Origin of the sequence: Phenylobacterium sp. (assembly GCF_016793225.1) — a bacterium.
GTDB lineage: Bacteria > Pseudomonadota > Alphaproteobacteria > Caulobacterales > Caulobacteraceae > Phenylobacterium.
In genome coordinates this window covers 24,347-37,465 of record NZ_JAEUMN010000100.1, presented here as the reverse complement: position 1 = coordinate 37,465, position 13,119 = coordinate 24,347, and the positions used below count along the sequence as shown (strand labels likewise).

Annotated in this window: 11 protein-coding genes; 3 read left to right on the top strand and 8 right to left on the bottom strand. The window is 71.3% G+C overall.

What is annotated here, in order from left to right; genetic code table 11:
• Positions 1–81 precede the first annotated feature (81 nt).
• The 5 genes from rutA to JNK30_RS11870 form a co-directional block, all read right to left on the bottom strand.
• Positions 82–1,158 carry a pyrimidine utilization protein A gene (gene rutA, locus JNK30_RS11890; RefSeq protein WP_293482453.1) on the bottom strand — a complete coding sequence of 359 codons (1,077 nt, stop codon included), beginning with the start codon at positions 1,156–1,158 and terminating at the stop codon, positions 82–84.
• 65 nt (positions 1,159–1,223) lie between these two features.
• Positions 1,224–2,018, bottom strand: a complete 795-nt coding sequence (locus tag JNK30_RS11885; protein ID WP_293482452.1) for a TIGR00730 family Rossman fold protein — start codon at positions 2,016–2,018, stop codon at positions 1,224–1,226.
• Between the two features lie 103 nt (positions 2,019–2,121).
• On the bottom strand, positions 2,122–3,381 hold the full coding sequence (locus tag JNK30_RS11880; RefSeq protein WP_293482451.1) for a hypothetical protein: 1,260 nt from the start codon (positions 3,379–3,381) through the stop codon (positions 2,122–2,124).
• A gap of 21 nt (positions 3,382–3,402) precedes the next feature.
• Positions 3,403–4,440: a dienelactone hydrolase family protein gene (locus tag JNK30_RS11875; protein ID WP_293482450.1), complete on the bottom strand. Its 1,038-nt coding sequence runs from the start codon at positions 4,438–4,440 to the stop codon at positions 3,403–3,405.
• A gap of 4 nt (positions 4,441–4,444) precedes the next feature.
• Positions 4,445–6,691, bottom strand: coding sequence for a TonB-dependent receptor (locus tag JNK30_RS11870; protein WP_293482449.1), 2,247 nt, complete (start codon positions 6,689–6,691; stop codon positions 4,445–4,447).
• 255 nt (positions 6,692–6,946) lie between these two features.
• Here JNK30_RS11870 and JNK30_RS11865 point away from each other — a divergent pair, with 255 nt between their 5' ends.
• On the top strand, positions 6,947–7,660 hold the full coding sequence (locus JNK30_RS11865; protein WP_293482448.1) for a hypothetical protein: 714 nt from the start codon (positions 6,947–6,949) through the stop codon (positions 7,658–7,660).
• Between the two features lie 15 nt (positions 7,661–7,675).
• Positions 7,676–9,253, top strand: a complete 1,578-nt coding sequence (locus JNK30_RS11860; RefSeq protein ID WP_293482447.1) for a hypothetical protein — start codon at positions 7,676–7,678, stop codon at positions 9,251–9,253.
• Between the two features lie 22 nt (positions 9,254–9,275).
• Here the strand turns inward: JNK30_RS11860 and JNK30_RS11855 are convergent, their stop codons facing one another.
• The 3 genes from JNK30_RS11855 to JNK30_RS11845 all read right to left on the bottom strand — a co-directional run bounded on the left by JNK30_RS11855 (position 9,276) and on the right by JNK30_RS11845 (position 12,081).
• Entirely contained in the window at positions 9,276–9,776 is a 501-nt protein-coding gene (locus JNK30_RS11855; protein ID WP_293482446.1) for a hypothetical protein, read from the bottom strand.
• Positions 9,773–10,459, bottom strand: a complete 687-nt coding sequence (locus JNK30_RS11850; protein ID WP_293482445.1) for a TetR/AcrR family transcriptional regulator — start codon at positions 10,457–10,459, stop codon at positions 9,773–9,775. The genes JNK30_RS11855 and JNK30_RS11850 overlap by 4 nt, the downstream gene beginning before the upstream one ends.
• A 77-nt stretch (positions 10,460–10,536) precedes the next feature.
• A complete protein-coding gene (locus JNK30_RS11845) occupies positions 10,537–12,081 on the bottom strand; it encodes a sulfatase-like hydrolase/transferase (RefSeq protein ID WP_293482444.1) in 1,545 nt (514 codons plus the stop codon).
• 87 nt (positions 12,082–12,168) lie between these two features.
• On the opposite strand from JNK30_RS11845, the gene JNK30_RS11840 reads away from it, so the two are divergent.
• On the top strand, positions 12,169–13,077 hold the full coding sequence (locus JNK30_RS11840) for a LysR family transcriptional regulator (protein WP_293482443.1): 909 nt from the start codon (positions 12,169–12,171) through the stop codon (positions 13,075–13,077).
• The last annotated feature ends 42 nt before the right edge of the window (positions 13,078–13,119 follow it).

Sequence of the window (13,119 nt, the reverse complement as noted above, 5' to 3'; positions counted from 1 at the left end):
AGGGCCGTGGCCCGCGGATCGATCGGCAGGTTCTCGGGCCGCGCCGGCAGCGTCACTGCGCCAACGAGCGGCAGGGTCGGCCTAGGCGGCGACATGGGCGCGGCTCTTCATCAGGGGCTGGATGCGGGTCCCGAAGGCTTCGACGCCCGCCACGAAATCGTCGAAGGTCAGGAGCACGCCCGCGGTCCCGGGCACGGCGGCGACCTCGTCCAGCATGGCGGCGACGCGCGCGTAGCTGCCCACCAGCGTGCCCATGTTGAGGTTCACCGCCGACTCCGGCGCGGCGAGCTGGGTGGTGTTGGTGTTGCTGGTCCCTCCCTGGGCGTTGGGGGCGGCCTGGTTCGTCAGCCACTGCAGCGCGTCCTGGTCGGCCCCGTCGCGATAGAGCCGCCACTTGGCCAGCGCCGCCTCGTCGGTCTCGTCGGCGATGATCATGAAGAGGATGTAGGCGGCGACGTCGCGGCCGGTCTTCGCCTTGGCCGCGGCCAGGCGGTCGTTCACGTCGGCGAAGGCCGTGGGCGTGTTCGCGCCCTTGCCCAGGGCGAACGAGTAGTCGGCGTACTTCGCCGTGAACGCCAGGCCCTCGTCGGACGAGCCCGCGCAGATGATCTTCACCCCCGGGGTCGGCCTGGGGCTCACCCGGCAGTCGTTCATGGTGAAGTAGTCGCCCTTGAAGTCCGAGACGCCGGTCTCCATCAGCCCCTTCAGCACCGTCGCGTACTCGGCCAGGTACTTGTAGCGGTCGGCGTAGTGGCTCTCGCCCGGCCACAGGCCCATCTGGTCGTACTCGGCCTTCTGCCAGCCCGTGACGAGGTTGATCCCGAAGCGCCCCGGCGCGATCGAGTCGATGGTCGAGGCCATGCGGGCGACGATCGCCGGCGGGATCGTCAGGGTGGCGGCGGTGGCGAACAGCTTGATCCGCGAGGTGACGGCGGCCAGGCCGGCCATCAGGGTGAAGCTCTCGAGGTTGTGCTCCCAGAACTCGCTCTTCCCGCCGAACCCGCGCAGCTTGATCATCGACAGCGCGAAGTCGAGGCCATGGCGCTCGGCGCTCTGGACGATGGTCTTGTTCAGCTCGAACGTCGGCATGTACTGCGGCGACGTGGTCGAGATCAGCCAGCCGTTGTTGCCGATCGGAATGAAGACGCCGACTTCCATGACCTCGCTGCCCCCGCGGAACGGCTCGGCAGTTGGCCTCCCGCCCCTGCGAAACGCAAGCGGCGTCAGGGATCGTGCGGGTTCGGATCCCAGTCTGGCTGCCGATAGGGCTTGAGGCCGCGGTCCAGCAGGCACTGCCAGACCTCATCGGCGGTTTCGGCGAAGCTGAACAGCTCCAGGTCCGACGCCGCGACCATCCCCTCGGCGACCAGGGCGTCGAAGTTGATGATCGAGCGCCAGTAGCTCTCGTCGAACAGGACGATGGGAATCGGCGGGCTCTTGTCGGTCTGGCGCAGGGTCAGGATCTCGAACAGCTCGTCCAGCGTCCCGAACCCGCCCGGGAAGACCACCAGCGCGTTGGCGCGCATGGCCAGGTGGAGCTTGCGGACTGCGAAGTAGTGGAACCGGAAGGTCAGCTCGGGGGTGGAGTAGCTGTTGGGGAACTGTTCGTGCGGCAGGGTGATGTTGAGGCCGATGGACGGCGCGCCGGCGTCGGCCGCGCCCCGGTTGGCCGCCTCCATGATGCCCGGCCCGCCGCCGGTGCAGATCACGTTGTGCCGCTCCTGCGTCTCGGACAGGTAGGCCCCGCCCTCCTTCGAGGCGATCTCGCCGAACCGCCGGGCTTCGCCGTACCAGCGACGGTGGGCGTCCGACCCGTTCTCGCCGACGCGCGCCGAGCCGAACACGACGATGGTCGAGCGCACGCCCCAGGCGCGGAGCGCCTCGTCGCACTTGGCGAACTCGAGCATGAGCCGAACGCCGCGCATGGAGTGCTGCAGGATGAAGTCGGAATCCAGCGAGGCCAAGCGGTAGGTCGGCGAGGCCATCTGGGCGCTGGACGGGTGGTCGCTCTCGGTCATGGCGACGTTGTAGGCCGATTGCGGCGACGCCGTCAGCGACCGCGCCCGAATTTCGCTGGAGATCCGCCTCGCCGCCGGGAGGGGCGGCGCCGGGCCGTAGACCCTACGCGCGGAACGCCGACGCGATGACCTGCGCCATCGCCGTCGCCACCGGCGGGACCAGCGCGGGCGAGACGCAGCGGAGGTCGTCCACCCGCGTGTGGTGATAGCGGTGACTGCCGAAGATGCCCGCCACCTGGCCGTAGCCGCCCTTCAGGATGCTCGCGAGTTCGCCCGCCGCCAGCGCCGGATCGGCGGTGTAGACGGACTCCAGGCCGGGAAGCCCGGCGAACGCGGCCCGGGCGGCGGGCACGAGCGGGGCGCTGGCCAGCAGGAACCTCTGGGGGTCGGCGCTGGGCAGGGGCGAGAGCGTGGCCCCGCGTTCGTGCCAGTCCCGCGCCGCGACGTTGGCGCCCAGGTGGACCCAGAGCCCCGTCTCGGCCGGCTTCGGGGCCAGCGCATGGATGTAGGCCTCGCCGCCGGTGTACTCGTATTCATGGCCGCTGGTGGCCACCAGCGCCACGTTGACCGGAAGCTTCGCCGACGAAGCCCAGCGCGCCAGCAGCAGCCAGGCCGCCAGCCCCGTGCCCCGCTCGCCCGCGCAATGGAACCAGCCCGAGCGCGGGGTCGAGATCACGAGCCACCTGCCGGCGCCCCGGTCCAGGCGCGCGGTGACGTTGTAGGTCGGCCGCCGGAAGGACCGGCCGGCCATGGCGAGCGTCGCAGGCCCCGACAGAGCCGAGAGCTTCGCGGCGTCTCCGGGGCTGATCACGAAGACCGGCCGGTCGAACATCCGCCGGTCGGGGCTGTTGAGCGCGCACGCCTCCCGCGTGGGGCCGTCGGTGATGATCCCCACGGCGGAGGCGCCGTCGGCGATGGCCGCCGCCACGAGCTTCTCGACCGGGCCGAGGATCGTCGACCATCGCGCGTAGGGCAGCGAGACCAGCGCGATGCCCGGGCCGCGATCGCGTCCGGCCACGTAGAGCGGGCCGGACAGGCCGGCGGCCGACGTGGGCGTGACGATCGCCTGCGGGATCACCGAGGCCGTAGCGCCGCCGCGCGATAGGGTGGCGTCGCCCTCGTAGGCGGGGGCGTCGAACGGCTGCCGCGCCGTGGCGTAGCCAAGGGCCTTCAGCTCGCTCTCGAGCCACGCGCCGCTGGCGGTGTCGCCCGGCCCGCCCGACGCCTTCACGCCGAATCCGTCGAACCGCTCCAGGATGCGCCGGGCCTCGCCCTCGTCGCCCATCGGGGTCGCCGCGGCGGCCTTCGAGGCGGCCAGGAGGGTGGCGCTGACGCCCAGCACGGCGCGGCGGGACGCTTTCATCGGCTGCTCCATGGCGGCAGGCTAGCGCAGGCCCTCGACCGGCGCGATGGGGGTCGCAGGCCCGCAGCGCGCGGCCTTCACGTATCCGGTCCCGGCCCCGGCGATCCGCTTCGGCAGGTCGCAGGTCTCCTTCAGCGCCGCGGCGTCGCCGCGCAGGTAGGCCTTCCAGAAGCGCACCGTCTCGGCCTTCACGATCTCCATCTGCGGTGGATCGATGGGCTTGAGCCGTCCGAGCTGCACGCGCCGGCCGCCGAACAGCGCATGGTCCGCCCCGTCCAGGATCACCAGGAACTGGTCCGCGCCCTGGATCGCCTGGAAGGGCGTGGTGCGCTCGAACGGCGTCTTCTCCTGATCGAACGGCGTGGCGTCCTCGGTGCCCGTGAAATGGAGCATCGGCGTCTTGACCCGCGCCAGCGCCGCCCTCGGGTCGTCCCCCCGCGGCTTGTTGGGGCTGTAGGCGATGGCCGCCTTGATCCGTGGCTCCATGTAGCTGGTGTCGTTGGGCAGGAGCGGGATCCGCTGTCCGACCGCCGTCAGCGTCGAAAGGGCTCCGAACGAGTGCCCCGACATGCCGATGCGGCTCATGTCCGCCCTGCCGCCCAGCCGGTCCCTGGCGATCTGGTCGATGGCGAACGGCACGTCGCCGTAGCGCGCCCGCGCCGCCTCGGGGGTCATGCCGGCCCGGCCGGCCGCCACGAGGCCGGCCTCGTCCCCCGGACGCACGCCGCCCATCAGGAGCCCGCTGTCGGACCCCGCGTGCTGCAGGGCGACCACGATGAACCCGGCGTCGGCCACCGCCTGCAGGATGTAGGTGGAGGCCTCGCGGCTGCCGCCCAGGCCGTGGCTGTGGATCACCACCGGGAACGGCCCCGCGCCGCGCGGCATGTAGAGCTTGTACGGCACCACGCGTCCGCCGCGCGCGGCGTCGGTCCACTCGCCGAGGCGCACCTCCACCCCCGCCGGGGAAGCGGCCGCCCCGGCGGGTTGCGCCAGGGCGGCCGAGGAGATCGCCGCGGGGAGGAGAGCGGCGATGACCGCGAGGAGCAGGGAGGCCTTCATCGGCTCACCACTCGTAGCGAAGCTGCACGCCCCAGGTCCGGGGCAGGTTGTAGCGCCGCACGTCGCCCGTCGCCGACGGGGCGTGGAAGACCAGGTAGTTCTCCTGCCCGGCGTTGTTGACGAAGGCCGCGAGATCGTACTGCCGCCACGTGACGCCGGTCCGCACGTTGAACAGCACGTAGTCGTGCAGCAACGTGGTCTGGTTGGCTTCCTGCACGCCGCCCTGACGGGCGTTGCCGTTGACGTTGATGTAGCCGCTCACGTCGTCGACGATCTCGCGGCGGTAGTTGACGGTGAAGGTCTGCGTCCACTTGGGCTGCTGCGGCTGCTTGAAGCCGTCGTAGATGCCGCCCCGCACGTGGCCGCCCTGGCGCGAACCGCCCACGGTCACCCGCAGCGCGCCGCCGGCCAGCTGGGCGCGCATCGTGGCCTCGACCTCGATGCCCCAGAGCGTCGCGGGCCCCGCGTTGAAGGCGAACGACGTCGCCTGGACCGGGCAGGCCGGGTTGTTCGCGCGGCACCCGTTGTCGCCCTGGATGACGAGGTTCTTGAAGCGGTTCGTGTACCCGGCGGCCGTGACGTAGATGTTGGGCGCCAGGTTGCCCTTGAAGCCCACCTCGTAGCCGGTGACCGTCTCGTTGTCGAAAGACGGCGGCGGGGCGATCGGCTGGCGCGGATCCCCGAGGTTGCCGTTGAAGCCGCCCGCCCGGTAGGCCGAGCCGATCTTGGCGTAGAACAGCATCAGCGACGTCGGCTTGTACGAGATGGTCGCCGTGTACGAGACGTTGTTGTCGTTGCTGGACGCCGTGGGGTTCAGCGCCGCGGTCGTCACGGGCGTATTGGTGACGAACAGGAACTGCCGTGACAGGAAGTCCTTGTTGTCGTTGGTGAAGCGCAGGTCGCCCGACAGGTTGATCTGGTCGGTCAGGTCATATCCCAGCGAGCCGTAGACGGCGTAGGACGAGAACCTGAGCTTGCCCCGCGTGATCGTGCCGAAGTTGGGGCTGGCCGGCGTCGGCGACTTGCCGAGGATGTTCGAGGTGGTGTCGTTGAGCAGGTACCACTCGCCGCCGACCAGCCAGTCGAACCCGTTCGTCTCGCCCAGGATGTGGGCCCCGTAGTAGCTGATGCGGGCGTGGTCGATCTGGTCGCCGCCCTGGTTGTAGTCGGCGTTGCGGATGGCGGTGAGGCCGGCGGGCGACACGCGCCCGGGAATGGCGGACAGCGCGTCGTAGAATTCCCGCGAGAAGGCGTCCCGGTCGTACTGGTTCTGCCCGTGGCGGTCGCGCAGGTTGACGATCGTCGACAGCGTCGCCCAGCCGAGGTCGGTGGAGGTCGTGAATTCCAGGTTGCTCAGGCGCTGCTTGCCCTGGGACGGGTGGTTCCAGGGCGTGTCGTACTTGTCGCTGAAGTTGCCGAGCGGGAAGTTGGCGTTCGGGAAGGTGACGACCTGGTAGACCAGGCCCGGCACCCGCTCGTTGGCCCGTTCCAGCATCAGGTTGGCCGTGAACGGGCCGTTCTTGAAGCTCAGCTGGCCGCGGAAGAACTCGCGCTCGGTGGCGTCGGCGTACTCGTCGATGACGTAGAGGTGGTAGAAGCCCTCGGGCTTCTTGCCGTAGGCGACGCTCAGGCGCGTCGAGAAGTACTCGTTGATCGGGATGTTCACGGCGCCTTCGATCTCGCGGCGCTCGTGCATTCCGACCGTGCCCAGAAGGTAGCCGCCGTACTCGTACTCCGGCCGCGCGGTGACGACGTTGATCGAACCGCCCGAGGCGTTCCGGCCGCCCAGGCCGCCCTGCACGCCGCGCAGCACCTCGACCCGCTGGATGTCGAACAGGTCGATGCCGCTGAAGGTGCGGCCCGCGACGTTGCCGCCGCCGATGTAGGCTCCGTTGCGGAACAGGCCGACCCCGGCCTCGGCGTTGGTGGCCCGGGACGTCCCCGACCCCCGGATCGACACGTCCGACGTCAGGGCGTTGGAGGTGTTGGCGAAGTTCACCCCCGGCGAGTTGCTCAGCAGGGCCTGGGCGTTGGCGAGGCCGCCCTGGTCGCGGATGTCCTCGAAGCTCAGGGCGGTGGCCGCGACGGGGACGTCGCGCAGACGCTCTTCACGCTTGCGGGCCGTGACCACGAGTTCCTCGACGGCGATGCCGTCGCCCGCGCCGGAGGTCGTCTGAGCCATGGCCGGTGCGGCGATCGCGCAGCACAGGGCCACGAGCGACGCGCGGCTGGACAGGACATGTCGGTTCATCATTTCCCCCTGGATCCGGGCCCTCTTGAAAGAAGGGCCCTGGCTAGCCTTCAAATCCTATTCTTTCGATAGGAATAAAGTCTTTCCGCTCGCAGTTTTTCTGGCTGGCGGCGCACGACAAGCGCGCCGTCACCATCGAGTTACACCACAGGACGCTACCGATGCGCCGCGGGCTTTTCCAATGCCTGGAGGGCTTGGGGCCATAGCGCCCTGTCCGACTTGACGGCGCGCGCGCCGGGCGTCGGAATGGCGGTCATGACAGCCATCGACCGCAGGCGCTGGATCTTCGGCGCCGGGGCCGCGCTCCTGGCGTCCTCGGCCGGGGCGGCGGAGGCGCGCGCGATGTACGACTACCTGTTCCTCGACTTCGAGAGCGAGCCCGGCGAGCCGCCGGCCAAGGCCTACGTCGAACAGGTCCGGGCCCGCCTGCCCGCGATACAGGCGGCCGGGGGCGAGGTGCTGGGCCTGTTCACGCCGCAGCTCGGCTGGGTCGCCCGCCAGGCCGCCCTGCTAGTGCGCTGGACGCCGGAAGCCCGGACCCGCGACGCCGAGATCCGGGCCCTCATGCGCGGCAAGGCCCTGCGGCAGGCGCAGCGCGGCAAGCTCGAGGCGACCCTGCGGCCCGCGCCCGAGGATCGCCCGAAAGGCCGCGGGATCTACGTCCACCGCTGGTTCGTGGTGAAGACCGCCGACGTTCCCGAGTTCCTGGAGCTGTCGAGCCAGGGCTGGACCGACTTCGAGAAGCGCTTCGACACCACCATCTTCGGCCTGTTCAGCGCCGAGCGGACGAGCCGCGACATCGCCGGCGGGGTGCAGCGGCTGCTGCTGATCACGCGCTACGGCGACCACGGCGTGTGGGAGGCTTCGCGGGATCCCTCGACCGAGGCCATGGCGGCGTTCCGGCGACGCCAGCTGCTGACCCGCGACACCTGGGCCGCCAGCACGCTACTGTCGCCGATCGCGACCTGAGCCCACGGGGAACCCATGCGCCCGATCCACCTCGCCGCGGCCGCGGCGCTGCTTGCCGCGCCCGCCTGGGCGCAGACCGTGACGACCCTTGTGCCCCCGTCGCACTTCCACGGGGTCCACGGCATCCGCTTCGCCCCGAACGGCGAACTCTATGCGGGCAGCGTCGCGGGCCAGACGCTCTACGCCGTGAACGTCGAGACCGGCGCCGTGCGCACGGTGGAGGGCCCGCCGAAGGGGATGAGCGACGACATCGCCTTCGGCCCGGGCGGCCAGGTGGTGTGGACCGCGATCCAGGACGGCGTGGTCTACACGCGCCGGGGCGACGGCCCGGTCGAGGTGCTGGCGAAGGACATGCCGGGGGCGAACTCGGTCGCCTTCAGCCGCGACGGCAAGCGGTTGTTCCTGGGCCAGGTCTTCGCGGGCGACGGCGTCTGGGAACTGGACCCGGCCGGCAAGCGGCCGCCGCGCCGGATCACCGGGCCCGTGGGCGGCTTCAACAGCTTCTCGCCCGGTCCGGACGGCGGCCTCTACGGCCCGCTGTGGTTCAAGGGCCAGATCGCGCGGATCGATCCCGACACCGGCGCCGTCAGGGTGGTCGCCGAGGGCTTCCAGACGCCGGCCGCGGCCAAGTTCGACTCGAAGGGCAATCTCTGGGTCATCGACACCAAGATCGGGGTCCTCTACCGCGTCGACGTCCGAACCGGGGCGAAGACCAAGGCCGCGCAGCTCGGCACCGCCCTGGACAACATCGCGATCTCGCCGGACGACCGCGTGTTCGTCTCCAACATGGCCGACAACGGCATCCAGGAAGTCGACGTGGCCACCGGCGCGACGCGGCAGGTGGTGAAGGGCCGGCTGGCGTTTCCGGCCGACCTGGACGTCAGCTCCGCGGACGGCAAGGACACGCTCTTCGTGGCCGACGTCTTCGCCTACCGGCGCGTGGACGGCGCGACCGGCGCCGTGACCGACCTCGCCCGCGTCCACGCCGATCCGGCCGAGTACCCCACGGGGGTCGCCGTCGCGGGCGACCGGGTGATCCTGGTCAGCGCCGTCGCCGGGACGATCGAGGTCTACGATCGCGCCAGCGGCCGCCGCCTCTCCCACGCCGCCGGCCTGCAGGCGCCCTCGGACGCGGTCGGGCTGGCCGACGGGGGCATCCTCGTGGTCGAGCCTGACGGCGACGCGATCGAGATCAGGGGCGAGGCGCGGCGGACAGTGGCGACCGGCCTCAAGGCGCCGACCAGCCTGGCGCGCGCGGCCGACGGGGCGATCTATGTGGTCGAGGCTGGCGCCAACCGGCTGTCGCGCCTGGACCTGGCGACCGGCGCCGCCACGCCCGTGGCGAGCGGCTTCCGCCGGCCTAAGGCCGTGGCCGTCGGCCCCGGCGGCAAGCCGGTCGTGCTCGACCTCGGCGAGCGGTCGGTCGTGGAGGTGGACCCCCGGACGGGCGGCCGGACCGTGGTGGCGAAGGACCTGCCGCTCGGCCTGCTCGACGGCCCCGTTCCGCTGGGCGCGGGCGTGGCGGTGGGCGCCGGCGGCGACATCTACGTCGCCTCCGACGTCGAGAACGCGATCTACCGCATCCGCCGATGACCCCGCGCCGCCCCCGGCGTCGTCAGGGGGCGTAGCTGGAGCGTCCCTGGATGCCCCAGCGCCCGTCCTGCTTCGTGACGATGTAGATGGAGTCGAACGCCGACAGCACCGTGCCGTCCTTGCGGTAGCGCGTGAAGCGGGTGTCGATGTGCACCTTGTCGGCGCCGGCGTGGATCACGTCCCGCCGCGCCCAGGCCGAGCGGCCCCACTCCGCCAGCGAGCCACGCGAGAACATCTCGGGCTTGTGGTAGCCGGGGTTGATGATCGTCACCTGGCCCGACGCGAAGCGCACGTGGGGGAAGTTGAAGGTGGCCTCGTAGGCGGGAATGTCGCGGGCGTTGAAGGCCGTCATGAAGGCGTCGAGGCAGGCCTGCGCCGCCGCGATCTCCGCGGCGAACCTGGCGTGCTCGGGCTTCACCGGCGGCGCGGCGACCGACTGACCCGCCGCCGGACCGGCGGCTAGGGCGGCGGCGCCCGCGGCGAGCATGGCGTCTCTACGGCTGACCATCATACGCTTCCTCATGACAGACCCCCTTCGGTGTCGAAGGGCCACTCCTGTTCGGGCGAATCCAGGTTGAGCAGCTCGGCGGCGTTGTGCCGCCACGCGCGGATCATCTGTCCGTGCCAGCGCAGGAACTGCTCGTCCTTGGCCGGGTCGCCGTGCTCGACCCAGTAGGCCAGGCAGTCGTTGCAGAACGAGATCATCGGCTCGAGCGAGAGGTCCAGCAGCTCGGGACGCTGGCTGCGCGGCGGCGGCCGGCCGGGATACCAGAGCAGGCCGCGCAGACGTCCCCCGACCCTGTGCCGCAGCGCCTCGTAGAACGTCCGGTACTCGGCGTGCTGGTCGCCGTGCCGCACCAGCAGGATGAAGCCGTCCTCGAACGACCGCGCCGCCGCCAGCGACCGGCGCATGCCGCCGCCGTAGCCGGTCCAGGGCCTGGCGTCCTGGGCGTTCAGCCGGCGCAGGGTCTCGCCGAAGATCGCCGCGATGAGCGCGTCCTTCGACGGGAAGCGGCGGTAGAGCACCACCTTGGTGACCCCGGCGGCGCCGGCCACCTGGTCCATGGTCGCGCGCCCCAGCCCGTGCCGGCGGAAGACCGCGGCGGCCACGCGCATGAACTGCTCACGGCGCTCCGCCTCGCGGGCCTCGCGGCTGGCGGGCGGCAGGGGAAGCTCGTCGTTGGCGGCGGCGTAGGGCTTCGGCATCCAGGACACATCTCGCATAGCCGCGGCGGCGCCGCCACGCCGCCGGGACGAGCCGGCAGCCATTCGGATCTTCGACGTCAGGGGTAGATCCGGACGAGCTCGCCCTCGATGCGGCGGACGCCCTGGCGCATGCTGGTCCATTGCGCGGGCACGTTGGCCTTGTCCCAGGCCTCCAGCTTCGCCTGCAGCTGCGCCACGACGTCGGGCCGCGACGCGGCCAGGTTCTTCCGCTCGCCGGGATCGTCCTTGAGATTGTAGAGCATGACGAACCGGCCCAGCGGCGACAGCTTCGCCTCGACCCCGTCGGGCGTCACCCGCGAGGAGGTCGTGTCCTGCTCGCCGGGATCGGCCCGGTTCACCATCCACATCTTCCAGTCGCCGTCGCGGATCGCGAAGTTGAGGCCGGACCGCCAGTAGAGGGTCTTGTTGGGCGTGTCGGTGCGCTTGCCCGTGACGAACGGCGTAAGGTCGACCCCGTCCGACCCCTTCGGCAGGGTCGCGCCGGCCAGCGCGGCGGCGGTGGGCGCGATGTCGAGGCTGGAGACCACGCGGGGGTCGACCTGCCCGGGCTTGATGCGGCCGGGCCAGGCCATGATGAACGGCACGCGCACGCCGCCCTCGAGGTGGGTGCCCTTGTATCCGTTCAGCGGGGCGTTGGTGCAGGCGTCGCCGATGTAGCCTGCGCACCCGTTGTCCGAGAGCAGGACGATCAGGGTGTTCTTCTCGATCCCCTCGGCCTTCAGCTTCGCGCGGATTGCGCCGACGCTGTCGTCCAGCGCGGCCACCATGGCGGCGTAGACCCGCTGGCCCTTGTTCTGGATGTGCCGGTAGCGGTCCACGTACTTGGCGGGCGCCTGCAGCGGCGTGTGCGGCGTGGTGTGCGCGAGGTACAGGAAGAACGGGCGGTCCTTGTTGTCGCCGATGAACCGCACGGCCTCGGCGGTGAAGGCGTCGGTGAGATAGTCCTTCACCTCGACCGGCTCGCGGCCGCGATAGATGGGCGAGCGGGCGCGGAGCCGCACCATCTGCGCCGCCTCGCCGCCGGCGCCCAGCCCGGCGCCGCCTTCCGCGGTGGCGTAGGTCGCCTCGGCGCCCGGGGGCGTGTGGTACTCGTCGCCCGGCTGCGAGGTGACGATGAAGGCGTTCGCCCCGGCGGTGGTGCCGAAGTACTCGTCGAAGCCCCGGGCCACCGGATGGTAGGCGCCGGACTCGCCCAGGTGCCACTTGCCCACCATGGCGGTGCGGTAGCCGGCCTTCTGCAGGACCTGGCCCACGAAGGTCTCGTCGAGCGAGACGCCGCCCGTGCGGTCGCGGCCCACGGGGTTGAACTCGTAGCCGAAGCGGGTCTGGTAGCGGCCCGTGAGCAGCGCCGCGCGCGACGGGGCGCACACGGGGTGGCTGACGTAGCCCTGGGTGAAGCGCACGCCGTCCGCGGCCATGGCGTCGATGTTCGGGGTCCGGATGATCCGGCTGCCGTACGCGCTCGTGTCGCCGTAGCCCAGGTCGTCGGCGAGGATGACGATGACGTTCGGCCTTGGAGCGGTCGTCTCGGCGCCGGCCGAGCTCTGCGGAGCCGCGCCCGCGGCGATTGCGGCGGCGGCCGCCAGGAACGTGCGCTTCATGACCAGTCTCCTCCGGTGGATTCAGGCTAGCCGCAAGCCCGCCGTCCCGCTGCCAAAGTCGCGGTCGTGATGCTATAGCCGGCAGGCATGGAGTTGCGTCACCTCGAACAGATTCTGGAGATCTGCCGCGCCGGCGGCTTCTCGGGCGCCGCGCGCAAGCTGCAGATCTCGCAGCCGACCTTGTCGAAGAGCATCGCCCGCCTCGAGGCGCAGCTCTCGCTGAAGCTCTTCGAGCGCACGAACGGCGCGGCGCGGCCCACCGCGTACGGCGCGTTCGTGGCCCAGCGGGCCGAGGCGCTGCTGCAGGGCGTGGCCGCGCTGTCCCGCGACCTCGAACAGCTCGCGCGGGGCGAGGAGGGCCGCATCCGCATCGCGGTGGGCCCCGCCTCGCGCCTGAAGCCGCTTCCGGAACTGCTGCGCCGCGTCGCCGTGCGGTTCCCCAAGCTGCACGTGGAGACCGTCCAGGAGACCGGCCCCGGCGTCATGACGGCCCTGCAGGACGGCCGGGTCGACATGGCCTTCGGCTATTCCGAACATGCGGCCCGGTACGGCGACCTGATCCGGAAGAAGATGTTCGAGGACCGGATCCTCCTCGTCGCGCGCCCCGGGCACCCGGCGCTGGGCCTGACCCAGGCCGGCCCGCGGGACCTGCTGCGCTACCCCGTCGCGCTGGCCAATGTCCTGCCCGGCATCGAGCGCTGGGCCGGAGACGTGAGCCGGGAGGAGGCGGAGAACCTGCGGGCCTTCGTCAGCGACGACTACGGCCTCATCATCCAGCGCGCGCTCGACACCGACACCATCGCGATGGGCGCGGGGTTCCTCTTCGACCGCCAGCTCGCGGACGGCTCGCTGCGGGTCGTGTCGTGCACCCTGGACCTCACCTACGCCTGCTGGATGCTGACCACCGCCGAGCGCTGGCGCTCGCCGCTCATCAAGGCGATGGCCGAACTCTCCCGCGCCGCCGTGGCCGAGAAGGCGACCGACGCCGCCGCCTGAGCGCCGGCTTCCGCTGGCCTTCCGGCGCCCGCGGCTGATATA

Excerpts from the sequence above, each read along its gene's own strand:
- JNK30_RS11860 (WP_293482447.1), top strand. The coding sequence starts at position 7,676 with ATGCGCCCGATCCACCTCGCCGCGGCCGCGGCGCTGCTTGCCGCGCCC.
- JNK30_RS11885 (WP_293482452.1), bottom strand. The coding sequence starts at position 2,018 with ATGACCGAGAGCGACCACCCGTCCAGCGCCCAGATGGCCTCGCCGACC.
- JNK30_RS11845 (WP_293482444.1), bottom strand. The coding sequence starts at position 12,081 with ATGAAGCGCACGTTCCTGGCGGCCGCCGCCGCAATCGCCGCGGGCGCG.
- JNK30_RS11855 (WP_293482446.1), bottom strand. The coding sequence starts at position 9,776 with ATGAGGAAGCGTATGATGGTCAGCCGTAGAGACGCCATGCTCGCCGCG.
- JNK30_RS11840 (WP_293482443.1), top strand. The coding sequence starts at position 12,169 with ATGGAGTTGCGTCACCTCGAACAGATTCTGGAGATCTGCCGCGCCGGC.
- JNK30_RS11880 (WP_293482451.1), bottom strand. The coding sequence starts at position 3,381 with ATGAAAGCGTCCCGCCGCGCCGTGCTGGGCGTCAGCGCCACCCTCCTG.
- rutA (WP_293482453.1), bottom strand. The coding sequence starts at position 1,158 with ATGGAAGTCGGCGTCTTCATTCCGATCGGCAACAACGGCTGGCTGATC.
- JNK30_RS11865 (WP_293482448.1), top strand. The coding sequence starts at position 6,947 with ATGACAGCCATCGACCGCAGGCGCTGGATCTTCGGCGCCGGGGCCGCG.
- JNK30_RS11870 (WP_293482449.1), bottom strand. The coding sequence starts at position 6,691 with ATGAACCGACATGTCCTGTCCAGCCGCGCGTCGCTCGTGGCCCTGTGC.
- JNK30_RS11875 (WP_293482450.1), bottom strand. The coding sequence starts at position 4,440 with ATGAAGGCCTCCCTGCTCCTCGCGGTCATCGCCGCTCTCCTCCCCGCG.
- JNK30_RS11850 (WP_293482445.1), bottom strand. The coding sequence starts at position 10,459 with ATGCCGAAGCCCTACGCCGCCGCCAACGACGAGCTTCCCCTGCCGCCC.